At 37.7% G+C, this 26,136-nt stretch carries 27 protein-coding genes; 5 read left to right on the forward strand and 22 right to left on the reverse strand.

Features of this window, described 5'->3' with window-relative positions; translation table 11 throughout:
• Positions 1–18: 18 nt before the first annotated feature.
• From dnaJ to gpr, 8 genes are all read right to left on the reverse strand, one after another.
• On the reverse strand, positions 19–1,143 hold the full coding sequence (gene dnaJ, locus KI363_RS00750) for a molecular chaperone DnaJ (protein WP_212964891.1): 1,125 nt from the start codon (positions 1,141–1,143) through the stop codon (positions 19–21).
• A gap of 139 nt (positions 1,144–1,282) precedes the next feature.
• Positions 1,283–3,121 (reverse strand): molecular chaperone DnaK, encoded by a 1,839-nt coding sequence (dnaK, locus tag KI363_RS00755; protein WP_212964893.1) that lies wholly within the window; start codon positions 3,119–3,121, stop codon positions 1,283–1,285.
• 38 nt (positions 3,122–3,159) lie between these two features.
• The gene (gene grpE, locus KI363_RS00760) at positions 3,160–3,771 is read right to left on the reverse strand and encodes a nucleotide exchange factor GrpE (protein ID WP_158322834.1); all 612 of its coding nucleotides are present in this window, start codon (positions 3,769–3,771) and stop codon (positions 3,160–3,162) included.
• A 198-nt stretch (positions 3,772–3,969) separates the two neighbouring features.
• Positions 3,970–4,995 carry a heat-inducible transcriptional repressor HrcA gene (hrcA, locus tag KI363_RS00765; protein ID WP_158322832.1) on the reverse strand — a complete coding sequence of 342 codons (1,026 nt, stop codon included), beginning with the start codon at positions 4,993–4,995 and terminating at the stop codon, positions 3,970–3,972.
• Positions 4,996–5,319: 324 nt separating this feature from the next.
• Entirely contained in the window at positions 5,320–6,447 is a 1,128-nt protein-coding gene (gene hemW, locus KI363_RS00770) for a radical SAM family heme chaperone HemW (protein WP_212964895.1), read from the reverse strand.
• 105 nt (positions 6,448–6,552) lie between these two features.
• Positions 6,553–8,382 carry a translation elongation factor 4 gene (gene lepA / locus KI363_RS00775; RefSeq protein WP_212964897.1) on the reverse strand — a complete coding sequence of 610 codons (1,830 nt, stop codon included), beginning with the start codon at positions 8,380–8,382 and terminating at the stop codon, positions 6,553–6,555.
• Positions 8,383–8,594: 212 nt separating this feature from the next.
• Positions 8,595–8,930 (reverse strand): DUF3679 domain-containing protein, encoded by a 336-nt coding sequence (locus KI363_RS00780; RefSeq protein ID WP_246516647.1) that lies wholly within the window; start codon positions 8,928–8,930, stop codon positions 8,595–8,597.
• 66 nt (positions 8,931–8,996) lie between these two features.
• The gene (gene gpr, locus KI363_RS00785; RefSeq protein ID WP_212964899.1) at positions 8,997–10,124 is read right to left on the reverse strand and encodes a GPR endopeptidase; all 1,128 of its coding nucleotides are present in this window, start codon (positions 10,122–10,124) and stop codon (positions 8,997–8,999) included.
• 176 nt (positions 10,125–10,300) lie between these two features.
• On the opposite strand from gpr, the gene rpsT reads away from it, so the two are divergent.
• A complete protein-coding gene (gene rpsT, locus KI363_RS00790) occupies positions 10,301–10,561 on the forward strand; it encodes a 30S ribosomal protein S20 (RefSeq protein WP_158322822.1) in 261 nt (86 codons plus the stop codon).
• A gap of 206 nt (positions 10,562–10,767) precedes the next feature.
• Here rpsT and holA read toward each other — a convergent pair whose 3' ends face one another.
• A complete protein-coding gene (holA, locus tag KI363_RS00795; protein WP_212964901.1) occupies positions 10,768–11,790 on the reverse strand; it encodes a DNA polymerase III subunit delta in 1,023 nt (340 codons plus the stop codon).
• 343 nt (positions 11,791–12,133) lie between these two features.
• On the opposite strand from holA, the gene KI363_RS00800 reads away from it, so the two are divergent.
• Positions 12,134–12,268 carry a YqzM family protein gene (locus KI363_RS00800; RefSeq protein WP_158322818.1) on the forward strand — a complete coding sequence of 45 codons (135 nt, stop codon included), beginning with the start codon at positions 12,134–12,136 and terminating at the stop codon, positions 12,266–12,268.
• Positions 12,269–12,363: 95 nt separating this feature from the next.
• Here KI363_RS00800 and KI363_RS00805 read toward each other — a convergent pair whose 3' ends face one another.
• The 3 genes from KI363_RS00805 to KI363_RS00815 form a co-directional block, all read right to left on the reverse strand.
• Complete coding sequence (locus KI363_RS00805) at positions 12,364–14,685, reverse strand: DNA internalization-related competence protein ComEC/Rec2 (RefSeq protein WP_306345136.1); 2,322 nt, start codon at positions 14,683–14,685, stop codon at positions 12,364–12,366.
• A gap of 77 nt (positions 14,686–14,762) precedes the next feature.
• On the reverse strand, positions 14,763–15,224 hold the full coding sequence (locus tag KI363_RS00810) for a ComE operon protein 2 (protein ID WP_158322815.1): 462 nt from the start codon (positions 15,222–15,224) through the stop codon (positions 14,763–14,765).
• A gap of 77 nt (positions 15,225–15,301) precedes the next feature.
• Positions 15,302–15,916, reverse strand: coding sequence for a helix-hairpin-helix domain-containing protein (locus KI363_RS00815; RefSeq protein ID WP_212964905.1), 615 nt, complete (start codon positions 15,914–15,916; stop codon positions 15,302–15,304).
• 85 nt (positions 15,917–16,001) lie between these two features.
• Between KI363_RS00815 and comER the strand changes: the two genes are divergently transcribed.
• The gene (gene comER, locus KI363_RS00820; protein ID WP_212964907.1) at positions 16,002–16,823 is read left to right on the forward strand and encodes a late competence protein ComER; all 822 of its coding nucleotides are present in this window, start codon (positions 16,002–16,004) and stop codon (positions 16,821–16,823) included.
• Positions 16,824–16,917: 94 nt separating this feature from the next.
• On the opposite strand, the gene KI363_RS00825 is transcribed toward comER, so the two are convergent.
• The 8 genes from KI363_RS00825 to KI363_RS00860 are packed head-to-tail and all read right to left on the reverse strand — an operon-like array spanning position 16,918 to position 21,954.
• The gene (locus KI363_RS00825; protein WP_212964909.1) at positions 16,918–17,664 is read right to left on the reverse strand and encodes a class I SAM-dependent DNA methyltransferase; all 747 of its coding nucleotides are present in this window, start codon (positions 17,662–17,664) and stop codon (positions 16,918–16,920) included.
• Entirely contained in the window at positions 17,664–18,020 is a 357-nt protein-coding gene (gene rsfS, locus KI363_RS00830) for a ribosome silencing factor (RefSeq protein WP_212964911.1), read from the reverse strand. Before rsfS ends, KI363_RS00825 begins: the two co-directional genes overlap by 1 nt.
• Positions 18,017–18,592, reverse strand: coding sequence for a bis(5'-nucleosyl)-tetraphosphatase (symmetrical) YqeK (gene yqeK, locus KI363_RS00835; protein ID WP_212964913.1), 576 nt, complete (start codon positions 18,590–18,592; stop codon positions 18,017–18,019). Before yqeK ends, rsfS begins: the two co-directional genes overlap by 4 nt.
• Positions 18,582–19,157, reverse strand: coding sequence for a nicotinate-nucleotide adenylyltransferase (locus KI363_RS00840; protein ID WP_212964916.1), 576 nt, complete (start codon positions 19,155–19,157; stop codon positions 18,582–18,584). The genes yqeK and KI363_RS00840 overlap by 11 nt, the downstream gene beginning before the upstream one ends.
• 18 nt (positions 19,158–19,175) lie before the next feature.
• A complete protein-coding gene (yhbY, locus tag KI363_RS00845; protein ID WP_158322796.1) occupies positions 19,176–19,466 on the reverse strand; it encodes a ribosome assembly RNA-binding protein YhbY in 291 nt (96 codons plus the stop codon).
• Entirely contained in the window at positions 19,460–20,299 is an 840-nt protein-coding gene (gene aroE, locus KI363_RS00850) for a shikimate dehydrogenase (protein WP_212964918.1), read from the reverse strand. The genes yhbY and aroE overlap by 7 nt, the downstream gene beginning before the upstream one ends.
• 27 nt (positions 20,300–20,326) lie before the next feature.
• Entirely contained in the window at positions 20,327–21,436 is a 1,110-nt protein-coding gene (gene yqeH / locus KI363_RS00855) for a ribosome biogenesis GTPase YqeH (protein ID WP_246516649.1), read from the reverse strand.
• Complete coding sequence (locus KI363_RS00860; protein ID WP_158322790.1) at positions 21,433–21,954, reverse strand: YqeG family HAD IIIA-type phosphatase; 522 nt, start codon at positions 21,952–21,954, stop codon at positions 21,433–21,435. The genes yqeH and KI363_RS00860 overlap by 4 nt, the downstream gene beginning before the upstream one ends.
• A 330-nt stretch (positions 21,955–22,284) precedes the next feature.
• Here KI363_RS00860 and KI363_RS00865 point away from each other — a divergent pair, with 330 nt between their 5' ends.
• Positions 22,285–22,437, forward strand: coding sequence for a sporulation histidine kinase inhibitor Sda (locus KI363_RS00865; RefSeq protein ID WP_158322788.1), 153 nt, complete (start codon positions 22,285–22,287; stop codon positions 22,435–22,437).
• A 36-nt stretch (positions 22,438–22,473) separates the two neighbouring features.
• On the opposite strand, the gene KI363_RS00870 is transcribed toward KI363_RS00865, so the two are convergent.
• Complete coding sequence (locus KI363_RS00870) at positions 22,474–23,268, reverse strand: phosphatidylserine decarboxylase (protein ID WP_212964928.1); 795 nt, start codon at positions 23,266–23,268, stop codon at positions 22,474–22,476.
• Between the two features lie 88 nt (positions 23,269–23,356).
• Between KI363_RS00870 and pssA the strand changes: the two genes are divergently transcribed.
• Complete coding sequence (gene pssA, locus KI363_RS00875) at positions 23,357–23,893, forward strand: CDP-diacylglycerol--serine O-phosphatidyltransferase (protein WP_212964930.1); 537 nt, start codon at positions 23,357–23,359, stop codon at positions 23,891–23,893.
• Positions 23,894–24,104: 211 nt separating this feature from the next.
• Here pssA and KI363_RS00880 read toward each other — a convergent pair whose 3' ends face one another.
• Positions 24,105–25,898 carry a M3 family oligoendopeptidase gene (locus KI363_RS00880; RefSeq protein ID WP_246516651.1) on the reverse strand — a complete coding sequence of 598 codons (1,794 nt, stop codon included), beginning with the start codon at positions 25,896–25,898 and terminating at the stop codon, positions 24,105–24,107.
• Positions 25,899–26,136 lie beyond the last annotated feature (238 nt).

The raw sequence follows: 26,136 nt of genomic DNA on the forward strand, positions 1-26,136 counted from the left end.
CCGCCTCGTTCCCTATCATCAGCTTTTAAAAGCTCGTTTCACTTTATCGAAAAAACTCTCGTGCTGCTCATCAGGTGTATTTCCACTAAGTTCAGCAAAATCACGGAGAAGTTGCTTTTGTTGTTCAGTTAACTTAGTCGGTGTGATTACTTTTACTTGAACATGCTGATCCCCTGTACCATAACCACGAACATTCGGTACTCCTTTTCCGCGTAAACGGAATGTTGTTCCTGTTTGTGTTCCTACCGGAATCTTTAGTTTTACTTTTCCATAAAGTGTAGGAACTTCAATTTCATCGCCTAAAGCAGCTTGAGCGAAGGTAATCGGCATTTCACAATAAATATCATCGCCTTCACGTTCAAAAAACTCATGGTTTTGCACATGGAATACCACGTATAGATCTCCAGGTGGTCCACCATTCGTACCTGGTTCACCTTCACCAGCTACACGCATTTGTTGGCCTTCATCGATTCCTTTAGGAATTTTGACATTAATCTTTTTCCGCTTTTTAACTTTTCCGTCGCCACCACAAGTTGTACATTTATCTTTAATAATTTTTCCTGTTCCCTGACAATATTGACATACTCGGCGATTCACAATTCTGCCAAAAGGAGTATTTTGTTCTACATTTAGTTGTCCAGTCCCGTTACAATGGGAACACGTTTCAGGAGAAGTTCCTGGTTTCGCACCACTACCATGACAAGTTTCACAAGTTTCTTCTCTTGGGATTTCAATCACTGTTTCCTTCCCAAAAACCGCCTCCTCAAAAGATAAAGTCATCGTATATTGAAGATCAGCCCCTTGTCTCGGAGCATTAGGATCACGGCGAGTTCCACCACCAAAAAATGTATTAAAAATATCTTCAAATCCACCAAAGCCAAAGTCGGCGTCTCCACTGAAGCCACCACCGCCGCCAAATCCTTGTGGTCCGGCATGCCCAAATTGATCATATTGAGTCTTTTTTTGGTCATCGCTTAATACTTCATATGCTTCTGTTATTTCCTTGAATTTCTCATCTGCCCCTGGTTCTTTGTTAATATCAGGGTGATATTTCTTAGACAAACGTCGATATGCTTTTTTGATCTCATCTTTTGATGCACCTTTTGATACACCTAATACTTCGTAATAATCCCTTTTGCTCATCTAAACACACTCCCGGATCTTTTCACATAAACTTTATTCTAACATATTTAAATTGTGAATTAAAAGCATACATCATAACAAACCTTATAAGAAAAGCCAAAGCCGATAATGGGCTTTGGCTTTTCTCAAACCAATTCTTTTATTTTTTCTCTTCGTCGTCCTTAACCTCTTCATATTCAGCATCTACAATATTATCATCGTTGTTTTCTTGTCCAGCTTCGCCTGCTTGGTTCTCTTGTGCTTGCTTAGCTGCTTCTTCATATAGCTTCATAGAGAGATTTTGGACAATTTCTTGTAATGCATCTTTCTTTTGACGCATTTCTTCAAGGTCATTTTTTTCAATTGCCGATTTCAATGCATCTTTTGCTTCTTCCGCTTTTTTGACCTCTGCCTCATCCACTTTTCCTTCAAGGTCTTTTAATGTTTTTTCCGTTGTAAAAACGAGTTGATCTGCTTCATTGCGAAGTTCAACTTCCTCTTTACGCTTCTTATCCGCTTCAGAGTTTTCTTCCGCTTCTTTGACCATTCTTTCTACTTCTTCATCTGATAGACCGGAAGAAGACTTGATTGTGATATTCTGCTCTTTACCAGTGCCAAGATCTTTCGCACTCACATTCACAATACCGTTTTTATCAATATCAAATTTCACTTCAATTTGTGGCACACCACGTGGTGCTGGCGGGATATCCGTTAATTGGAAACGACCTAATGTCTTATTATCGGCAGCCATCGGTCTTTCCCCTTGTAGTACATGAATATCAACAGCCGTTTGATTGTCTGCTGCAGTAGAGAATACTTGAGATTTTGCTGTTGGGATCGTTGTATTACGTTCAATTAGTTTTGTAAATACGCCACCCATTGTTTCAATACCTAGGGATAATGGTGTCACATCAAGTAGGACAACATCTTTCACATCTCCTGTAAGGACTCCACCTTGAATCGCAGCACCCATAGCAACTACTTCATCAGGATTCACACCTTTATGTGGTTCTTTACCAATTTCTTTACGGATCGCTTCTTGAACAGCTGGAATTCTTGTCGATCCACCTACTAAAATGACCTTATCAATTTCAGAAGCAGTTTTACCCGCATCTTTTAAAGATTGACGAGTTGGCCCCATTGTTCTTTCTACAAGGGATGATGACAATTCTTCAAATTTTGCACGAGTTAAATTAATCTCTAAGTGAAGAGGACCAGCATCTCCTGCCGTAATAAATGGTAGAGAAATTTGCGTTGAAGTGACTCCTGAAAGATCCTTTTTCGCTTTTTCAGCGGCATCTTTCAATCGTTGTAAAGCCATTTTATCATTAGAAAGATCAATACCATTTTCTTTCTTAAATTCTTGTACAAGGTAGTCAATAATCACTTGGTCAAAATCATCGCCACCAAGTTTGTTATCACCAGCAGTAGCTAGAACTTCAAACACGCCATCTCCCAGTTCCATGATTGATACATCAAATGTACCTCCACCTAAGTCATAAACCAAAATAGTTTGATCATCCTCAGTTTTATCAAGGCCATAAGCGAGAGCCGCAGCTGTTGGCTCGTTAATAATTCTTTCTACTTCAAGACCCGCGATCGTACCAGCATCCTTCGTTGCTTGGCGTTGCGCATCATTAAAATAGGCAGGAACTGTAATAACAGCCTTGTCAACTTTTTCACCTAGATAATCTTCTGCATATGATTTAAGATATTGCAAAATCACAGCGGAAAGTTCTTGTGGTGTATAATTTTTCCCTTCAATTTCCGTCTTAAAGTCGGACCCCATATGACGTTTAATCGACATTACTGTATTAGGGTTCGTAATCGCCTGACGTTTAGCGACTTCACCTACTTGCCGTTCTCCATTTTTAAATGCGATAACAGATGGGCTTGTTCTATTTCCTTCTGGGTTTGGGATAACTTTAGGTTCTCCACCCTCTAAGACTGACACACAAGAGTTTGTTGTCCCGAGGTCAATTCCGATAATTTTGCTCATAATATTACCTCCTGTTAGATTATGTAGGATTTAGCGATTTATTGATTTACTTTAACCATAGATGGTCGGATTACGCGATCTTTTAAGATATAACCCTTTTGAAATTCTTCCACGATTTCGTTAGGTTCAAACTGTTCCTCAGAAGTTTGCATGACAGCTTGATGATAATTGGGGTCAAATTGCTTTCCAACCGCATCAATTTGTTCAGCGCCAGCCTTTTTAAGTGCATCTATAATCGAGCGATAAACCATCTCAACACCATTTAATAAAGCTTTTGATTGCTCATTTTCAGGTTCAATGGCTAGAGCTCGTTCAAAGTTATCAATAGCTGGCAACAACTCTGTGATCAGTGTTTGCGATTTATATTTTTCACTAGCTTCCAATTCCTGACGTGCACGGCGGCGAAAGTTTTCAAAATCGGCATATAATCTTAAATAACGGTTTTCAGCCTCTTCAAGCTTTGCTTCTAATTCCTTAATTTTACTATCCTCTTCGGCCGTTTCTTGTTGAACATCTTCTATCTTTTCTTCAGTTTGTTCAACCGTACTCTCAGCATTTTCATCAACAAATTGGGTGTTTTCGCTAGTTTCATTCGCTAGTTCATCTTCAAATTCTTTCTTATCAGCTTGCTTATTCGTATGTTGTTCCATCACAGTCACCTCCTTAAAATAATATCTACCATACAAAACCCTCAAGGGGAATGGTTCATAGCTCTAAAGCTAGGTTTTAATACACTGACCCACTTTCATAATCTCTACGTTTTTATAAAACAGAAATGGGAAATCAGCAGAAATCGAGCTGATTTCCTTCTTGAATCAATCGTTTGTGCATGATCGAGCGCATTTTCCTTAGCGATATAATTTTGTCATGGCTGAAGTCATATCTTTACTCAAGAAATCTAATAAACTAATGACCCGCGAATATTCCATCCTAGTTGGACCTACAATCGCAATCGTCCCGACATTTTCATGCGCTATAGAATAGGTTGCTGTAATTAGGCTACAGTCTTCCATCATCACGTTATTATTTTCCTTGCCAATTTTAACATTAATTCCTCTAGGAGTGTGCTTGAAAAGTTCGTATATTTCTTTCCCTTCCTCTATCATGTCCATGAACGCACGAATTTTTTCAATATCATTGAATTCAGAATGATTGAGCATGTTTAATTTTCCACCAAAGAAAAGTCGTTCCGTAGCTGGTGAATCGACTGTATCCAAAATAATTTTAAAGAAATAATCATACCGCTCTATATGCTTCTTAAGGAGACTTGCCACTTCTTTATGGATTGTTTGCCTTAATTCAGAAATAGGAACCCCAGAAAGCTTCTCATTTAAAATATTGACCAACTTTTCAATTTCCCCAGCCGCAATATCATCAGGCAAGGTGAATAGTCGATTTTCAACATGCCCTGTGTCTGTAATGATAATAGCAACAGCTCTATTGTCATTCAAAGGGACTATTTGTAGACTTTTCAAGCGATTTTCTTGTACAGCAGGGCCTAATAAAATAGCCGTATAATTTGTTAGCTCTGATAAAATTTGCGCCGATTTTTGGGCAATATTTTCCAGCTCGTAAAGTCGTTCACTGAATATCGAATGAATTTTATTTATATCTTCCATCTTTAATTCTTGTGGTGATAATAAATGATCCACATAATAACGATATCCTTTTTCAGAAGGTACTCTACCAGAAGAGGTATGCGTCTTTTCGATAAATCCGCACTCTTCTAAGTCAGCCATCTCATTTCGAATCGTTGCCGAGCTAATTGGAAAAGGAATATTCTGGGATAATTTTCTTGAGCCGACAGGTTGGGCAGATCGAATAAAGTCATCAATAATTACCTGCAATATCAATAATTGACGATCTGTTAACAACTTTCATCACCTCTATTAGCACTCTATAAGCATGAGTGCTAAATCTATAAATAAAGTATCAAAATGCCTAGATGATGTCAACGATTTATACTCAAAGGACACAAGAATTTTTAGAGAGGATAAGAAAATAAAATTTGGCTAATACTGGATCTAGCTTCAGCGCCCAGCGACTAGCAAACTTTCGGTGCCTGCTTGCGATTAATGTCTAGCTGCAGGCGGTAGGGGCTCGAGGTCAAATAACCTTGAATCCTGGAAGGGAAGAACGCCCTTCCAGGATTCAAGAACATTTGCTTGTCGCCCCTGAACAACCGCCTTCCGCTTTTCTTAGAGAAGAAATGCTTGGAAAACTTCATTTCCTAAGAAACGTCCTTTTTCCGTTAGGCGAATATGGTCATCATGAATTTCAAGCAAGTCTCTTTCCGTCATTTCCTTAATAGCGGGCCGAAATGTCTGGAAAGGATCCAAGGAAAACTTCCTTTGGAAATGGGAAACGGAGACTCCTTTTGTTTTTCGCAGACCAAGAAACATTTCTTCTTCCAATTTCTCTTTTATTGATGGGGTATTTTCAGAAAAGACAGGGCGCCTGCCTTCCGAAATAGGCTCCATATATTTTTTCAATGGTCCAGCATTGGAATATCTTGTACCCTGTATATAACCATGTGCTCCTGCTCCAAAACCGTAATACTCTTCATTATTCCAGTATATTAGGTTATGTTTACTCTCGTATCCCTTTCGTGAAAAATTACTAATCTCATATTGATGGAGCCCCTTCTTCTCCATTTCCTCTATTAATAAGCGATACATATCAGCCTCTTCGTCTTCACTTGGGAGGGGTAATTTACCTTTTCTCATTAGATTATAAAATATCGTCTTCGGCTCAACAATCAAGGAGTATCCAGAATAATGGGGTAAATCTAACGCAAGGGCTTTTTGTAGAGTATCTTGGAAATCATCTATTGTTTGTCCCGGTAGCGCATAAATCAAGTCGATACTGATGTTTTCAAATCCCACTTCTTGTGCCTCTTCAATAGAGCGATATACATCTTGTACTCGATGGGAACGACCTATTTTTTCAAGTAATTGATTGTTAAAGGATTGCACACCAAAGCTTAAGCGATTCACTCCATAGTCAGCCAGAATTTCTAATTTCTCTCTGGATAAATCACCCGGATTCGCCTCAAACGTAAATTCACCCTTTGTAAAAGGAAGACCTTCTCTAATACCTTGACAAAGGCTCTCAAGTTGACGTTCATCTAACGCTGTAGGAGTGCCCCCTCCCACGAAAATGGTTTCTAATTCTTTCGTTGACGTTTGATCGATGGTCATCTTAAATTCTTGAAAAAGTGATTGTAAATATTCGTCAACAGGTTGACCCTTCAAGAAAAATTTATTGAAGTCACAGTAGTAACATATATGTTCGCAAAATGGTATATGAATATATGCAGCTTTCATCTTATCACACCTTATCTATGAAGGGCTTTACACTTAAAATTCGCCACTTCCTAATTACGAAAAAAAGGAGTTAGCCCTTTATGGGCTTATCTCCCTTGGCAGCTCCTATTTTCCGTCTTCATCTCGTCTAAGTACCGCCATGAACGCTTCTTGTGGAACTTCAACTGACCCCACTTGTTTCATTCGTTTTTTACCCTCTTTTTGCTTTTCGAGTAATTTACGTTTTCTCGAAATGTCCCCGCCGTAACATTTTGCTAATACATTTTTTCCCATGGACTTTATCGTAGAACGCGCAATAATTTTTTGACCAATTGCTGCTTGAACAGGTACTTCGAATTGTTGACGAGGAATTAAATCTTTTAATTTTTCAACAATTGATTTCCCTCTCTCATAAGCAAAATCACGGTGAACGATAAAGCTTAAAGCATCTACTTGTTCACTATTTAATAGAATATCCATCTTTACCAAATTCGAAGGTTTATACCCAATCATTTCGTAGTCAAAAGAAGCATACCCTTTTGTATGAGATTTTAGCTGATCAAAAAAATCAAAAACAATTTCAGCAAGTGGAATTTCATAGATGACATTTACTCGAATATCATCTAGGTATTGCATATCGACGAAGTTCCCTCTCTTCGCTTGAGAAAGTTCCATTACAGCTCCTACATAATCGTTTGGCACCATCATCGAGGCTTTTACATAGGGTTCTTCCACATGATCAATTTTTTGTGGGTCAGGCATATTGGAAGGATTGTCCACCTTTAGTTCCGACCCATCTGTTAAATAAACTTTATATACAACGCTCGGTGCGGTCGTAATCAGGTCAATTTTAAATTCTCTTTCAATTCGTTCTTGGATAATCTCCATATGAAGAAGACCCAGGAATCCACAACGGAAACCGAATCCGAGTGCTTGTGAAGTTTCCGGTTCATAACTAAGCGCTGAATCATTTAGCTCTAATTTTTCTAGGGCTTCCCTGAGATCATTAAATTTATTGGAATCAATGGGGTATAGTCCGCAAAATACCATGGAATTTAATTTCCTGTAACCTGGTAGTGGTTCCTCTGCAGGATTGTCTACTTTCGTGATCGTATCCCCTACTCTTGTATCTGTTACATTTTTAATAGAAGCCGTTAAAAAACCGACATCACCAACCGTAAGTTCTTCGACTAGCATTGGTTTTGGAGCGTGGACACCGACTTCTAATACCTCAAATTCTTTCCCAGTGGCCATCATCTTAATTTTGTCTCCGGGTTTGACTGTCCCTTCCACAATTCGTATAGAGGCAATAACGCCACGATAAGCATCATACACCGAATCGAAAATCAGTGCTTTTAAAGGAGCATCAGGGTCACCTGTTGGAGCTGGTACCTTCTCCACAATTTGTTCCAAAATATCCTCAATTCCTATTCCTGCCTTAGCAGATGCCAGTACAGCTTCACTTGCATCAAGCCCAATAACATCTTCCACCTCTTGCCTAACTCTTTCTGGATCAGCAGCAGGAAGATCAATTTTATTAATAACAGGCAAAATTTCCAAGTCGTTATCTAATGCTAAATAGACATTTGCCAATGTTTGGGCTTCGATTCCTTGAGCCGCATCCACAACCAGTATAGCCCCTTCACAAGCAGCTAAACTGCGTGACACTTCATAGGTAAAGTCTACATGTCCTGGTGTATCGATAAGATGAAAAATATAGTCTTCACCATCTTTAGCTTGGTACTGTAACTGAACCGCATTTAATTTAATGGTAATGCCCCGCTCTCTTTCCAAATCCATGGAATCAAGAAGCTGTGCCTTCATCTCTCTAGCTGTTAAAGCTTTTGTTTTTTCCAATATTCTATCAGCTAAGGTGGATTTTCCATGATCAATATGAGCAATGATAGAAAAATTCCTTATCCGTTCCCGTCTCTTTATCTTCTCTTCACGATTCATTCCGTTCACTCCTGTTAATCGACACATGATTGCTAGGCTAAATTATAACAGCAGTATTAGCAAAAGTGAAATGGAAAAGCGCTTCTTCCTCTTTTCTTTATGAATATAAAAAAGAACATCAGTAGATTGAAAAGATAAACTTCCTTCAACCTTCACTCATGTTCTACTTAGTTTGACCCACTCGAAAACAGGTCCCCATTTACTATGTTAACTTAAAAAAGACTAGCAAAAAAATTAATAACTGCTTGGGCAATACTAGAAACTACATCAGCCACTAACTTGCCGATTTCCGAAAAAAAGTTAAATGATTTTGCCTTTTCCAACTTCTCCTTTTTCTCATCCAAATTAAAAGAGGAAAATTCGTTTCCTAATACAGCTGCATTGAGAGAACCCTCTTCCGTTGTTTGTATATTCACAGGCGTCTGGAATGAGGAATCGCTGTAACCTCTCATATCATTCATACCTTGATTCGCTTTGTTCATACCAATTAGAACACCCACAAATAAAAATATCAACATGAGTAATGATTTAAATACAAATTTCCCCATTCCTTCCACCTCACTATCATTATCTCTACTAAATCATATGCAGTTTTAAAAAATAGTAGAACAAAATTATCTTGTTTTAAATCCAGTATCTGTTTGGTCAACCGCCGCATGTAAAGCCGCATTTAAGCCAGTTGCCAATAAATTAGCCATATCCTCAATGAATACATCTACTTCTTTAGGTGTTACCATTAAATTATGACCTAATGGGGCCAGCACCTCTGAAATCAATCCCCTCTTCTCCTCTTCATCCAGGACACCTAACATTCCCAAAAAAGTTTGCCTTTCACTCTCTCCGGGTAAATCTTCTTCGGTTAGCTTCTTCTTTTCCCCAAACGTCATACCAGCAGGGGCTAAGGATCTTGAGGGGCGCCCTGATTCTTTTAATTCCTTACCAAAATGCTTTAAAATAAAATCAATCGTATCACTTGTAATCGTCACAGCATCTACGACAGTTGGAACTCCAATTGAAATAACCGGGACCCCTAGTGTCTCTTTACTTAATTCTTTTCGTTTATTCCCTACCCCAGATCCTGGATGGATACCTGTATCTGAAATTTGAATAGTAGCATTCACCCTTTCAATGGATCTTGAAGCAAGTGCGTCGATCGCAATGACAAAATCCGGTTTGGATTTCTCTATAACCCCAAAAATAATGTCACTTGTTTCGATTCCGGTAAGCCCCATTACGCCGGGAGCAATCGCACTAACAGCGCGATAGCCTTTCTCCACATTTTCTGGTTGTAATTGAAATAAATGCCTGGTTATGATTAAATTCTCACAAACACTTGGCCCTAAGGCATCTGGTGTGACATTCCAGTTTCCTAATCCGACAACTAAACAACTAGCATCTTTAGAAATTTTCAGCATTTGCAGAAAAGAGTGAAACTCACGAGTAAATACCTTTTGAACTTCTTGTTGTGTGTGACTATCTTGTGAGCGAATTCCTTGTATTTCAAGGGTAAGATAATGGCCTTGCTTTTTCCCAACACGCTTTTCTCCTTCAGCCGTGACTGTTGCCATAGAAATCTTCATGTCATTTTCCATTTTTTCTTGGATGATGACACCTTCAATTTCCTTGTTCTCAACCTTGTTCTTTCTCTTTCCAGTTAATTGCTCTAAAGCTATTTCAAAAGCTTCTGTTGCGAGGTCTGTCCGCACAGAATATTGATTTAAATCTATGTCTTTTTCTGTCATTACAAGCTCCTCCGTTCTATTCCTTTCTTTTTCACATCATTTCCTTCCTTGCCAAATTTCATTCAGAAGTATTGCAATCCGGCAGTCTGTTTGATAAAATATCCTTTGTTCTTATCGTTTATAACGGTATTGGTCGAGTGATATAGAATCTCGATGCTATACAGGAGGTGAAAGGAATGCCAAACATTAAATCAGCTATTAAACGCGTAAAAGTGAATGATGCAAAAAGCGCACAAAATGCAGCAGCAAAATCTGCTATGCGTACTGCCATAAGAAAGTTTGAAGCAGCTACGGAAGCGAATCAAGAAGATGCAAAAGAATTATTTAAAACTGCCGTAAAACAATTAGATAAAGCAGCAACAAAAGGTTTAATCCACAAAAATACTGCTAATCGTCAAAAAGCTCGTCTATCAAAAAAATTGAGCCATATGGCATAATCAGGAAAAGCGTAAGGCACCACCTATCGGCGACAAGCAAATGTTCTAGGACAAAGAAAGGCGTTCTTTGCCTTTCTTTGTCCCAGGTTATTTGACCTCGAGCCGATGGTGCCTGGAGCTAGATCGACCGCAACATCATGCAAGTTATCCACAAGCTAGAATTTATAAATTCATAATCAAAAAAACGCCCCGTTTGGGACGTTTTTTTAATCTTCATTTACGTTTCCTAATTGAAGTAAAAACAATTCTAAAGCGACCTCTCTCCCCGCTCCTCCAGTTTTAAGTTTTAGGTCTGTTTGTGATAAAAGCTTGATAATTTCCGCTAATTCCGCTTCAGAAAAAGACCGAGCTTGTCCGACGGCAAGCTTTATCCGAAAAGGATGGACTTTTAATGTACTGGCAATCTGGGTTTGTCCATAGCCACGTTTAACCAATTCTTTTACTTGATAAATCAAACGAAATTGACTTGCAATTAAGGCTAAAATTTTGATCGGCTCCTCATTTTGCTTTCGTAAGTCATAATATATTCTGAAAGCTTGGTCCATTTTCCGTTGGACAACTTTATCAATTAGATCAAATATATTTTGTTCTAATGACCGGGAAGCCAATTTTTCTATTGTTTCAATATGAACTTCCTTCTCTGGTTCAACATACAAAAATATTTTCTCAAGTTCTGAATGAAGACGAGTTAAATCGGGACCAACTAAATTTACTAATAAATCAACGGCGGATTGGTCCATTTTCACTTGCCGATCTGCTGCTTGTTGTTGAACCCAGACAACTAACTCTTTCTCGTTTAGTTTTTTCCCTTCCACCACTTCTGCATGTTTCTTTAATAATTTCGTTATTTTTTTCCTTTCATCTAATTTTTCATAATCACCCGCAAACACTAAAATCGTATAAGGCGCTGGCTCTAGTATATAGGTCTCTAATTTTTTCAGATTATGTTCCACTTTCTCCTTTGACTTTTCTGAGGTAAGAAAGATCGGGTTATGTAAAATCACCAATTTTTTTTCTCCAAAAAAGGGGAATGTTTCTGCATCCTCTAATGCCTGTTCTATTGGAGTTTCCTCCATATCGTAAACAGATAAATTAAAGTCCATTTCCTCATCTGTTAACACATTTGTCACTATTTTTTGCTTTGTTTCATTGATTACATAACTTTCTGTTCCGTATAATAAATACAAAGAAGCAAATTGTTTTTTTTCTAATTGATCCCAAATTTTCATGTTCTAGCCCTTCTCTCATTCATCTTCTTATTATATCGTAAGAAAGCTGGGCTCATTTGACAAGTGCAAAGAGACAAATCAACATAAGTCGATTTGTCTCAGATCTATGATGAACGCTACAAGGAAAAGTCCTAGGAGTCTTTTCCTGTAGCGGAACATAGCGCATGCGCTTCTTACTTGTTGGTTATCATTCTGCAGAATATAAGAAGTATCTTCTTGTATCTATATTGTGACCTCGTTACTAAAAAGTATGGGTGTAAACTCTTGACAACAGTGGTAATGGAAAAAGTGGATTTTTTTTAAGTCTTCGTCTATACTATAAGTGGAAACAGGAGGGATAGAAGTGAACGAATTTGAAAAAAATGTACAATCGAAACGAAATGACGCGATAGACTCAGGTGTTGGTTTTGTCGTTTCTTTTGTTTTCTTCGCTGCTATTTTTGTATTAGGAACGGTTATTGAAATTGTAGGAAAGTAATTTTTTAAAGAAAGTTTGCTCTCATGCAGACTTTTTTTGTTTAGGCAAACCATTGCTACGCGGGTATGTTATATTTTTTGTCGCTTTACTATATCTTATTGAGGGATGGTTTGAAACGTTCCACCCTTATGTGAAAATTTATAATGTAATGCCCCCTGTTCATCGATCCGAAAAACCTTCACATTGAATTTTTGCAGATTTTCTAACACATCGGGATGTGGGTGTCCGTAACGATTATTCCTACCGGCAGATATTATCGCATATTTAGGCTTGATTCTTTCTAATAATTCAATACTTGTTGATGTCTTACTCCCATGATGACCAACCTTTAAAACATCCGTTGGCAATTCTCCAAAAGTCTGTAATAATTCCATTTCTCCTTCTACCTCTAAGTCACCCGTAAACAACCACTTCAATCCACCAAAATCTGCTAGCAAAACAAGTGAAGAATTATTATCTAGATACTTTTCATCTAAAGGATAAATGAATGAAAATGAACCCGATTTATTTGCCCATTTCTCCCCTGCCTTACTAACCGTGATCTTTACATCTTTTTCCTCTGCCTTCATAAGAAAAGCTTTCATCATTGGTTTTTCCCAAGAGTTCGGGGGGATATGAACTTCCTTTATCTTTATTTGATTTAAAAGCTCCTCACCTGCTCCCATATGATCAATATCTGCATGTGTTAAAATTAATTTATCAATTTTCTGCACCCCTTTGCTTTTTAAAAAAGGAAGCAAAATATCCTTCCCAGTATCAAATGGACTTTCCCGCACTCTCCATTCATCTTTCGGAAAATCAATCTGCCCTCCAGTGTCAATTAGATAAGTCCCCCGATTATAGGGCAATTGAATAAAAATACTATCCCCCTGCCCGACATCAATAAAAACCACTTCTCCCTTTGTCGAGTAATGTAATCCCCCAAAATAGATGATGAAAATGATTAGGAGGGGAAAAATGGCAACTACCCGAAACTTTTTCTTTTCCCGCAAAAGAAAATAGACCCCAATTCCAAGGATGATGAAGAATAAGGCAATGCCGCTTGGTTTTCCCGTAATAACAGAAGAAAATTTCCATGAGCTTACATGCGTCACAACATGTTCGAAAAAGATCAAAATCTTTGATAAAACATTGGTAAAAAATATAAAGATCTTATCATCTACAAATTGTAACACCCAAGTAAAAATCGCAGCAGGAAGCACGATCAATGAATAAAACGGAACAAAAAACATATTCGCAATAAGACTCACGATCGAGAATTCATAAAAGTGCCACACTAAAATGGGGAGAGAAACGAGCATTGAAGTAAGAGATGTTTCAAACAAAGTCTTAAGAAATGAAGTTTCTTTCGAAAAGCCATTTGACATCATAACTAATCCCATTGATACAGCAAAGGATAATTGAAAACCCGCTTGATAAATAATATAAGGATGAAACAAAATAAAGAGGATAAAACTGATGGCAACCGTATCCATTGTAGTAAGCGGCAGACGCCACTTTTTTGATGACAGAAGAAACAGCATCATCAGCACCGCCCTAATAACCGGAGGGTTGGCACCCGTTATCATTGCATACAGTGGCAAGAAACCAACAAAAACCCAGTACGTGACTTCTTTGGTTAAACCGATTCTTTTAAAGAAGTAATAAAGAAAGCCCATTATGAACCCAACATGAAGGCCAGAAATGGCCAATAAATGGATAATGCCCAAACGCTGATAAGCATTCAATAGATCTTCATCAAAAAAGGTTCGTTCGCCAAAAATAAGGGCGTTCACATAAGGGAGAAGTGTGGTGGGAAAGTTTTCCTCAACAAGACGAATTCCTTGTTCGCGAATATTGATGATGTAATGGGCAAGTGATTTTTTGCTAGAGGCACAATTTTGAAGCGCATTTTTCGAGGGCTGGAGAATCCAATGGATATTATGCCTTTTTAAATACTTAGCATAATCAAAGGCATGTTCATTCGTATTTTGCATTGGTTCGAGCAATTCACCTGAGATTTTGCAAACAGTACCAGCTTGAATCGACCTTTTTAAGAATTCCTTTTCTTGCTCAGTTTGGATAAGATACTGTAACTGGAGTTTCTCGTGATTGGTGACGACGATCGCCTTTAACCGATCTCCATCAATGAGAGGGAATTGTTGAAATGTAATGGTCGTGGTCATGTCCCCTTGATTATAAATGGAGCGATTATTTTTTTCTTTGAGGAAGCCAATGCTCGAAAAAATCAAAAGACATACACAACAAGTTAACAAAAGCTTGATATTTTTTTCAAGTATGACTCTGATCATGAGCAAGAGTGTCAATAAAATAGAAAATAAATGGAATTCAAGCGTGATTAAGAGGCCCGTAAGTGAAGCAAGTGCTAAAAAAATCCATCTACCTGTAAACATAGCATCTCCTTTATTCAATATCATTGCATAATGAAGGAGCTGTCCGAAAAGTCCCTATCCAGTTACCCTAAGCTTTTGGACAGGCTCCTAGAAAAAGCCTATTAGACACTCTCCGCAAATGATAGGAAGACGTCCTTATCGAGGGGAACTTTCTCTGTTTTCACATTTGCTTGTTCAAGAAGTTCTAGGGCATATGGGTGATTTTTATAATCTTCAGCATAGTAAACAGCTTTTATTCCCGCTTGAATAAGGGCTTTACAGCATTGTAAACACGGAAAATGTGTGACATAAATTTCCGCTCCCTCTGTTGCTACTCCGAATTTCGCACATTGGAGGATGGCATTCATTTCAGCATGAATCGTTCGGACACAATGATTATCGACAATATAACAGCCCTCATCCGCACAATGAGTGCCACCTGCAATGGAACCGTTATAACCGCCTGCGATCATCCGCTTATCTCTTACAATCGTAGCGCCAACCGCTAATCTTGTACAAGTACTGCGAGATGATAGTAATTGACTTTGTGCCATAAAATATTGGTTCCAGGATATTCTTTTCATGTTTTTACTCCTCTACTTTTTTCTCATTATAACAGATTACCAAAAAATCACGTTTGATTCAGTATATTTCTCCTATGTTATTGAACTTTAATTTGTTCCTTAAATTTTTCAAATGTCTTTTCGCCGATACCAGATATATTCATAAGCTCTTCTATCTCTTTAAATAAACCGTTTTCTTCACGATATTGTATAATAGCGGCTGCTTTACTTGGACCTATCCCTGGCAATGTTTCTAATTCATCTGCATCTGCCTTATTAATATTCACTTTCTCGTCGTTACTAGAATTCATATTGTTTAAATCGGCCATTTCCGTTTCTACTTCACCGATTTCCGGAATATAAATCACCATTTCATCATATAACTTCATCGCAAAGTTAATTTGTTTTTCATCAGCCGTCTTTAGTAAGCCGCCTGCCTTTTCTAGCACATCATGTACTCGCTCTCCTGCTACTACTTTGTATAACCCCGGTTTTTTAACTGCTCCTTTCAAATCGACAAAAATATTCTCAGGTGCCAACTCTTTCTCTTGTTTTTCCACTTCTAATTGATCTGACTCCTGTTCCGTCCATATTGGATCATTTAACCCTCCCTCTTCCTTCTGATGAAACTTAAATAAAAGCAGAGAAAGTATAATAATCGCAATCACTACAATCATAATCAATTGTTTATATTTTTCAAACCAAACAGGCAATTTTTTATCCACCTCACATCTTTATGAATATTTTTTGGGCACCAGCATACATTTGTTAAGAGTAATGGATGAAGGAGGGAGAAACGTGAAGGTCGGAATTATCGGAATCGGAAATATGGGTACTATTCTTTCTGAAGCACTTCTCACAGGAAAGGCCATATCTCCTTCAAACCTAATGATTATCAACCGCACAAAGGCAAAAGCTGAGAGCCTTAGAGATAAATACAAGGGAATCACCATCGCAAATAGTCCCAAAGAGTTAATTGAAACGTCTGATCTAATCTTTCTTTGTATGAAGCCGAAGGATTTTTACGATTTTCTTCATCAGAACAGGCAATATTTTAGAAAAGAGCAGTGTCTTGTCTCTATTACAAGCCCTATTCAAACAGCTTGGTTAGAAAAAGTGGTTTCCAGTTCTTGCGCACGCGCCATTCCAAGCATAACAAATCGTGCCCTTTCAGGAATTACATTATTTACTTTCGGAGAGCAATGTACAGATAAGTGGAAGAATGAATTACTTGAAACCTTTTCGATGATCTCTACCCCTCTTATTATTTCCGAAGAGATCACAAGAGTATCTTCAGATATTGTGAGTTGCGGACCAGCGTTTTTTAGTTATATGACGAGGCGATTCATTGAAGCGGCCGTAACAGAAACGAAAATCGATGAAAAAACAGCCGAAAAATTATTTGAACATATGTTGATTGGCTTAGGCGATCTACTGAAAAAAGGGTATTATTCCTTATCTGAACTAGAAGAAAAGGTATGTGTGAAAGGCGGAATTACCGGAGAAGGGATTCGGGTATTAGAAAATGAATTGGAAGATACATTTGAAAAGGTTTTTCAAGCAACACATAAAAAATATGCACAGGAGGTCCAAGAATTAAAAAAGGATTTTGTCGATTAAATAAGCTTTCGACAGATTTTATAATAATCCTGCTTTTTTTTAAAAAATTTTTATTTTCATACCAGTGGGGGTAGATTTATCCCCACTGGTCATCTTACATTTCTTTTTGACAGACAAAAAAGATCCGCTCCGATTTCTCCTTTGGAGTGTCCTTCGTAAAATCTGCTGTAATCGATAAAATTTTGAATCCCGCTTCTTTTAACCATTTTGTATAATCTTCTACTAAATATGTCCTTTGCATATGAACCTCATCAAATCGTTCATATTGACTCGTATCATCATCTTTCAGAAAAAAAGTAAGATCATGTTCTACTGTATAAGGTGTCTTTCCTGAATAACAATCCCATATATAAGAAACTTCTTCATCCACATAAGAGAAAGTTTGATCCATAAAGACTTTTTCTATTTTATACGGAGAATGGATGTCAAATAGAAATAAGCCGTTTGGATTCAAATGGGCACGGACACGATCGAATGTGCTTATAACCTGTTCTGGTGACTGCAAGTAATTTAAAGAATCACAAAAAATAGTCACGATATCATATTGACCCAAACCTTCCAATTTGGACATATCTTGCTCATAAAACGTAATGTTTTCATTCATTCCTTTTGCTTTTTCATGAGCAACCATTAACATATCCGAGGACAGGTCCACTCCAGTTACTTCATAACCGTTTTGAGCAAGTAATACAGATAATGTACCAGTCCCACACGCAATTTCTAAAATCTGTTTCCCTTTTACTTGATTGGCCTGCTTTTCTCGTTCTACAAATTGAAGCCATTTATTATAGGGGACATCACTCATTAATATATCGTAAACATAAGCGAAGCGGCCATACATTAACGATTCACCCTACTTATTACATCAATCATTGGTGCATCTCCCCAGAGTTTTTCCAAATTATAATAGCTACGTTCATCTCGATGGAAAATATGGGCGATGACATCCCCAAAATCCATGAGAATCCATTTTCCCTCATCAAAACCTTCAATTTTTTTAACATCAGTTCCTATTTCTTCAGACCTATCCTTCATTTCTCTTGAGATTGCTTGAACTTGTTTACCTGAATTGGCGTGGCAAATGATAAAATAATCTGCAATCAAGGATAAACCTTTCATATTAAGAACAACAATATCTTCCGCTCTCTTATCATCAGCGGCTTTTACAAGAGTGTCTAATAGCTTTTCCGTATTCAAAAACGAATTCCTCCCTTTTTTACTAAATCATTATAGGCTTCGAACGTATCAGGATAAATAGCAGACTTTTTCGTTAATAAAAACGCAATCGTATTACTTAACGCTTTTACCATGGCTTCATCCAAATTTTTACAAGCTAGTTCTCTCGTTTCATCAATCCCTGGAAAATCTCTTTGTGGTTCAATGTAGTCCGCCAAAAAAATAATTTTTTCAAGTCGAGACATATTGGCCCGTCCCGTTGTATGATAACGGATCGCATTTAATACGTCCCTATCCTCGATCGCAAATTCTTGGTGAGTCAAATAGGCTGCCACTGGTCCATGCCACAATTCGGAATGATAATCGACTAACCTTGAGTCCTCCTTTGCTTTCAAAAGCCATTTTTTCAAGTCATCAATTGACATCAGTTTCGCGTAATCATGGAAGATCGCTGCTAGTTCAACTTTGTTTACATCTTCCCCAAACCGGTCAGCTAATGTAATTGCCGTTTCTAGCACCCTGAGGGTATGTTGATACCTTGGACCGGTCCCTAATGATCTCTGTACAATTTCTAAAGCTTGATTACGATTCATATAAACCATTCTCCTCAATATAATGAATGACATTATCGGGTAAAAGATATTTTATGGAGAAGGACTTTTTACATCTTTCCCTAATGAGCGTAGAAGATATATCCATTTGAGGAACTTCTATATATTGAACGGGATATGGACTTTCTAGCGCATAGTCCGGACGATTCACCCCTATAAAAGTAACAAGCTCTGCTAATTCTTCAATGCCGTGCCATTTGGGTAAATACTCTACCATATCTGCTCCAATGATAAAATAATACTCAACATCTGGGTTTCTTTCTTTTAACATTTTTATTGTATCAAGTGAATAGGATTTTCCTTGCCTCTCCAATTCAATTTTTTCAATGACAAAGAAAGGGTTATCCCTTATGGCTAATTCTAACATCCGAACCCTGTCAGACTCGGTTGTGCCACTTTTTCTTACCTTATGAGGAGGCTCTTGATTAGGCATAAAAGCAATTTGATCTAATTTTAGAGTATGTAATACTTCATTCGCGATCACTAAATGGCCAAGGTGTGGAGGATCAAAGGTACCACCTAAAATGCCTATACGCTGTTTTTGCATACTAGAAATCTCCTCGTATTATGGTAATTCAAGTTGTTTATTATCTTGCGATTCTTTATATAAAATAATCGTATTCCCGATAATTTGAACAAGTTCGGCATTTGCACCTGCAGATAAAGCGTTGCCGACCGTTTCCCGATCTTCCTCACAATTTTGTAAAATGCTAATTTTTATCAACTCCCTTGCTTCAAGGGCTTCCTTTATTTGCTTAATCATATTATCATTTACTCCACCCTTCCCTACTTGGAAAATCGGCTGAAGGTGATGAGCTGTTGATCTTAAAAAGCGTTTTTGTTTTCCGGTTAACATATATTTCCTCCTAATTGTCTGATTACTGTCTCGGTCATTCTTTCTATATTTGGCATTTTCCCTGTCCACTTTTCAAATGCTAAAGCACCTTGGAAAACGAACATACCTAATCCATTTTGTATTTGGGCCCCTTGGCTTTCAGCATGCTTAAGAAAAGCTGTTTGAAATGGATTGTAAATAATATCAGATACAAAGGCTTGAGGATTTAAGCGAGCTAGCGATAGTGGAGATTGATCGATTTTTGGATACATCCCTATAGACGTAGTTTGGATGACCAACGTGTACTCATTTAGTTTATCTTCTGCCTCAGCAAAAGATAAAGCAGAAGAATAACCTTTATAAGGGCAACTATTTATAAGATTTAGCGCTCGTTCAACCGTACGATTACAGATATCAACGTGCTTAATACCTTTCGATAATAATGTATAAAAAATCGCTTTTGCTGCCCCTCCTGCCCCTATAATTAATACTCGTTCATTCTCTAATTCCTCTTTCCATTCTGCTTGTAAAGCTCTCATGAACCCTTCTCCATCTGTATTGAAACCAATCCATTGATCATTTTCCCTTACTACCGTATTAATTGCGCCAATAGCCTGAGCCAATGGGTCGATTTGATCTAAGTAAGGGATAATTGCTGTTTTATGCGGGATCGTGATATTGAAGCCTTCCACCCCGATCGCTTTCATTCCTTTAATTGCTGTTTCCAAGTCTGCCCCTTTAATATGAAATGGGTGGTAGTGAGCGTTCATTCCTAATTCTTTAAATTCTCGATTATGCATCACAGGAGATAGAGAATGTCCGATAGGATCCCCAATCACTCCATATAATTTCATCGTCAACATATCCCCTTTTTCTCTCTATTAAATAAGTGATTTTCGTAATAATACATGAACACCTTTCGGAACATAGGCTGCGACTTTTGCTCCAGCTTCTGGTATAGTCACCCAGCCCAAGCCTGAAAAAACAATATCTGTTTTCCCTTCGCGAATGGTAAAATCATGGCGAATGAGTTCCGGGAAAGTTTCAAGCTCATCCTTTCGTGGTGGTTGCAGCATGTCTCCAAGATGATTTTTATATAAAGCATCCGCATTTTCTAATTTAGTCCGATGAATGTCTAGCTCATTTCCCATATAACATACGAGGGAACGCCGGCCGCCTTTTTCATAATCTAGCCTAGCTAATCCACCAAAAAACAAAGTTTGTTGTTCATTTAATTGAAACACTCTAGACTTAATTTCTTTTTTCGGTGTAATGATCTTCAAATCCTTTTTGCCAACATAGTGAGCAATTTGGTGATGATTGATAATACCAGGAGTATCAATCAATGATCGGCCATCATTTAAAGGAATTTTGATCATATCTAATGTGGTTCCAGGGAAATGAGAAGTCGTAATAAGATTTTCTACTTCTGCTGCCTCATGCAAGATGCGATTAATCAATGTTGATTTACCAACATTTGTACAACCGACTACATACACATCTTTTCCATCTCGATAATGATCGATTTTCTCAAGTACCTCTTGAATATGAAATCCTTTTTGCGCACTTGTCAGAAGAACATCAATGGGTCTAAGCCCTAATTGCTTTGCCTCATTCTTCATCCACTGAATCACTTTACTCGATTTCACTGATTTGGGGAGTAAATCCGCTTTATTTCCAATCAGTAAAATCGGGTTTTTCCCTACAAAGCGATGAAGCCCAGGAAGCCAACTTCCGTTAAAATCAAAGATATCAACAATTTTGACAATCAGACTATCCGTTTTTGCCAACTGATTTAAGATATTCAGGAAGTCTTGATCTGTAAGTGATACATCCTGGACCTCATTATAATGCCTTAGCCGAAAACATCTTTGACAGATAATCTCTTCTTTTGCTAAAGACGAGCTTGGTGCGTAACCGACTCCTTTAGGATCCTCCGTCTGAATCGTAACACCGCACCCATAACAAATATATTCTTCGGTATTGCTCAATTTGATTCCTCCCAATCAATCAAGCCTTTTCGCTTGAAATTCGCCATTATCTTACGTTCAATTTTACGATTGAATTGAGTAAAAAAACCATCTGAACTAGCAACGGGAACAACCAAAATCGTGTGTAAACCCAGGCGGTTTCCACCCAATATATCTGTTAATAACTGATCTCCAATAATGACCGTTTCTTCCTTTTTCAAATTCATTGTTAGTAGAGCCTTTTTAAAAGCTGTACTTAGTGGCTTTCTCGCCTTTGAAATGAATGGTATTCCCAGTGGATCTGAAAAAACTCTCACTCGTTCTTCATTATTATTTGACACGATCGTAATTTTAATCTGATGCTGCTTGATTTCATTTAACCACTCAATTAACGTTGGTGTCGCATTCGGTCGATCCCACTCAACTAATGTATTATCAAGGTCTGTAATAATACCCTTGACCCCTTTTTCTTTTAATACGCTCGGAGAAATATGATAAATACTTTTGACATATTCTCCAGGCAGGAATTTTTTTAGCAATGATTTGCACCTCTATTAAAAAATATATGTAAATGTATCTTACCTAATTTTTGACAAAATCGCATCTTTTTTGTTAATACCAAATACTTTTCGACATTTTCTAACATCTTTTCATCTGTGGATAACTTTATTCACTTTATTAAAGTGTTTACATCAAGTCTTAGCGGATTTTTCCATAAGTTGCCCACAAGTTATCCACTCCTCCCTGTGGATAACGGAACACTTGTTCCAAACAACTAATTTTGTTAAAGTAATTATAACGTTTAGACAAACTATTATTTTATGAAGGTGTTTTGCTTTTATACTTAAAATTGCTGGAGGTGAAAGCTGATGAATAAGCTATCAGACGAACTATTGATTGAATCTTATTACAAGGCTAAAGAACTCAAGTTGAGTTACGACTTTATTCAGCTAATTGAAATGGAGCTCCACCGGCGATCATTACAACTAGAACAGTATACGAAAAAAGTAACCTTAAATTAATGCAATTGGATTTTAATGACAAAGCGTCCGTAAACTTCATTTATGGTGCTTTGTTTTTATTTTCCCAATCACTTCTCCATATTTCACGGGGACAGGCAGGGCTTGTTGTAACTGTGGCTCAAAAGTCGCTTTTGGGAACAACAATATAACTGTCGAACCAAAGGAAAAGTAGGCAATTTCCTCTCCTTTTTCCCAAGTTTCATTTTGATTTATCACTTCAACCGAGTTAATCATCATCGCTCCAACTTTTACCATCGCCAGACGAACATCTTCGTGTTGTAATATCGTGATGATTCGATAATTGGTCGCTAAAGTTGCTCTCCCGTATTTTAATCCTAATGAATTAACTGGAAAAGAACGTTTGCCAAGGCTGTATTGATTGAGTTTTTTCACAAATAATGGAGAGTGAATGCGATGATAATGGGATGGACTTAAATAGATGATCATATACGTCCCCTCTACAAATTGTTTGGCTTGCTCTTTTCCACCAAGCATTTCCGCAACGGAATATCTTTTCCCTTTTACCGTGATATCCTGGTTTAAATTAACCGTCCCCATATCCTCAATCACACCATCAACTGGGCTGATCACCGTATTAAATTGTTCATCTATAGAGCGTATACCAGCTTTTAACTTCCTTATGAAAAAAGCATGCAAATTTGGATAGGATTTCCACTGACCAGCCATTTCATCCTGATTGATTCGGAAAATTTTTGCATACGGCTTAATAAATGGTCGACTTAAACTTGATTGAGCAAACCGCGAAATAATATTTGAAAAAGTGGGACCATTCGTCGATCTAATCAAAGCTCGATATAATCGTTGTTTCAAAATTTATTCCTCCGATAAAAATTTTGTTAACATTTTTGTTGGAAAGCTTTATAATTATAATGATCCGTACTAAAAAGGAGGTGCTGTAATGTTAACCAATGTAATGGATATGACTATTCGTTTATTGAAAGCAAATGCTGCAAATGTTTTAACTCTACTCAACTTAGGATTGGGCGGATTTGCCATCATCGCCTGTATAAACGGTCAACTTCATTTAAGCTTACTCTTCATATTTATTGCCGCCCTTGCTGACCGCTTCGACGGAATGATTGCTCGAAAGTTTCATATTGAATCGGATCTAGGAAAACAACTTGACTCAATGAGTGATATAATTTCTTTCGGGGTCGCTCCTGCCTTGTTATTATATCAGGGAATTCTTCATTTGTTTGGTTTTCCAGGAATATTTTTTACTATTTTCTATATCGCTTGCGGGGCTTTTAGACTTGCTCGATTTAATATTGCTGAAAATGATGGATATTTTACGGGACTCCCCATCACTGCCGCTGGATGTTTGCTAACATTAAGTTATCTCACGATTTCATACCTACCATCGTACTCTTTTATTCTTATTAGTTTTCTATTATCCATCATGATGATTAGTAATTTTACAATAAAAAAAGTTTAATAAAAGCCGGTTCACCTCGAAAGAGTTGACCGGCTTTATTTTACGTCGCTGAGCAGGCGCTTACGCTTTTCTTGTCCAGCTACAGCGCCTAGCGACTAGCAAATTTACGGCTTCTTCCTACGATAAGTCAACATCGATTCACCCTTTGGGTTCATCGTGTTTCCTTTATCTCGTCAGAAGCCTTAAAATTTGTACGTCGCTGAGCAGGCGCTTACGCTTTTCTTGTCATGTGCATAAATTCTTTGACATCTTGGATGCACAGTTGGATGCCTTGTTCCCAGAAGTCCTTTTTGGTTAAGTCAACATTCAAATGTTTCTGTGCAAGTTCTTCTACTGTCATGGAACCGGTATCCTGCAGAAGCGCGATATATTTCTTTTCATAACTTTTGCCTTCTTTTAATGCCTTCGCGTAAATCCCTAATGAAAACAAATAACCAAAGGTATAAGGAAAATTATAAAATGGAACATCTGTAATAAAGAAATGTAATTTTGACCCCCAAAACAGAGGATGATATTCTTTTAAGGCATCCCCATAGGCCTCTTTTTGTGCTTCTGTCATCAACTCATTAAGGCGATCTTTACTAACAATTCCGTTTTTACGTTCCTCATAGAAACGAGTTTCAAATAGAAAGCGAGCATGAATATTCATTAATAGAGCAACAGATCGTTGAATCTTATCTTCCAAGAGAGCAAGTTTTTCATCTTCATTTTGAGCTTCTCTTACAGATGCATCAGCAACGATCATTTCCGCAAATGTCGAAGCTGTTTCAGCCACATTCATCGCATAATCGCGGTTAAAAGGATTAACTTCTTCTAAAACATGAGAATGAAACGCATGACCTAATTCATGAGCAAGAGTTGAAACATTTCCGGGGGTTCCAGAATAGGTCATAAAAATCCTTGATTGCTTACTGTTTGGGAAGGACGTACAAAAACCCCCTGGTCGTTTTCCGGGTCGATCCTCTGCTTCAATCCACCGTTCTTCAAAAGCTTTTTCTGTAAAACTGGGTAAATCATCTCCAAATTCACTGAAGTGCTTTAGAATGAAATCTGCGCCTTCTTGGTAACTATATGCCTTATTGGCTTTTCCAATCGGTGCATCTAAATCTTGCCAACTTAACTGTTCAACACCGAGAATTTCTGCCTTGCGATAAAGAAAATCTACAAATGGTTGTTTATGGTCAGAAATAGCCTCCCACATCACATTTAAGGTTTCTTCACTCATACGATTATAAGTTAAAGCTTCCTTCAAAAAGTCATCCCATTTTCTTTGGTTATAAACGGATAGTCGGAAACCAGCAAGATGATTTAGCGTATCGGCTAAAAGATCGGATTCTTGCTCCCATGCTTTTTCCCAAGCCGTGAAGATTTGTTGACGTACTTGTGGATCAGGGGAGGAAAATTTATTGGCAGCTTGCCCAACAGATAGTTCGGTTTTTTCTCCTTTTTCCTCAAAGGGAATCTTTATTTTGCTAACAATCGTATCATACAATTCTCCCCAACCATGGTAACCATCCACACTTAATGCATGAATGAGGGATTCCTGTTCTTTCGGCAATTTTTCAGATGCCTGTTTTCTTTTCTCATTCAATACAAATTCAATTTCTTGAGTATCAGGTCTCTCTAATAAGCTTAACCAAACATTCTCTTCAATCGCGGAAAGTTTTTCATCAAAAAGTGTATGTATTGAATCCAATTTAGCCTGCAGTGTTGTGACAATCCCCCGCAATTCATTCGCTTTTGAATCATTTGAATTTTGTGCCTGTAAACAACTTACAAATGCTCCTGCTTGTCCCGTATTATCAGAAATTTCCTGCATTTCTTCCAGTAATCCTAACAGGGATGTATCTTGCCCTGTTGTAGGAATTTTCCAATTCTCAATTTCCTCTTCAAATTGGACTAATTGTTTTTTGATGCTTTGTAAATGTTTTGCAAATTGTGGAGAATCACTTCCCCCAGCGAAAAAAACATCTAAGTCCCATGTCTCTTCATAATGACTTCTCAATCTGATTCCTCCTATCAACTTTGTCCTCTTTTTCATTATAAAAGACTTATCCTATTTTTCATAATTTTAGGGGTTCTTTAAGTGAGTGTTCAAAAAGGAGGATAAAAAGGACCCGTCGGCTAAGGGCGCTGACGTCCTGTCAGCAACGCCGACACTAGCACATCCTGTGCGTCGGAAGTTCGAGGCGGCGCAGCCTTCGAGCAGCGCAATGTATGCATTTAAATACATGAGCACAAGG

This window comes from Lederbergia ruris (assembly GCF_018332955.1).
Lineage (GTDB): Bacteria > Bacillota > Bacilli > Bacillales > Bacillaceae_C > Lederbergia > Lederbergia ruris.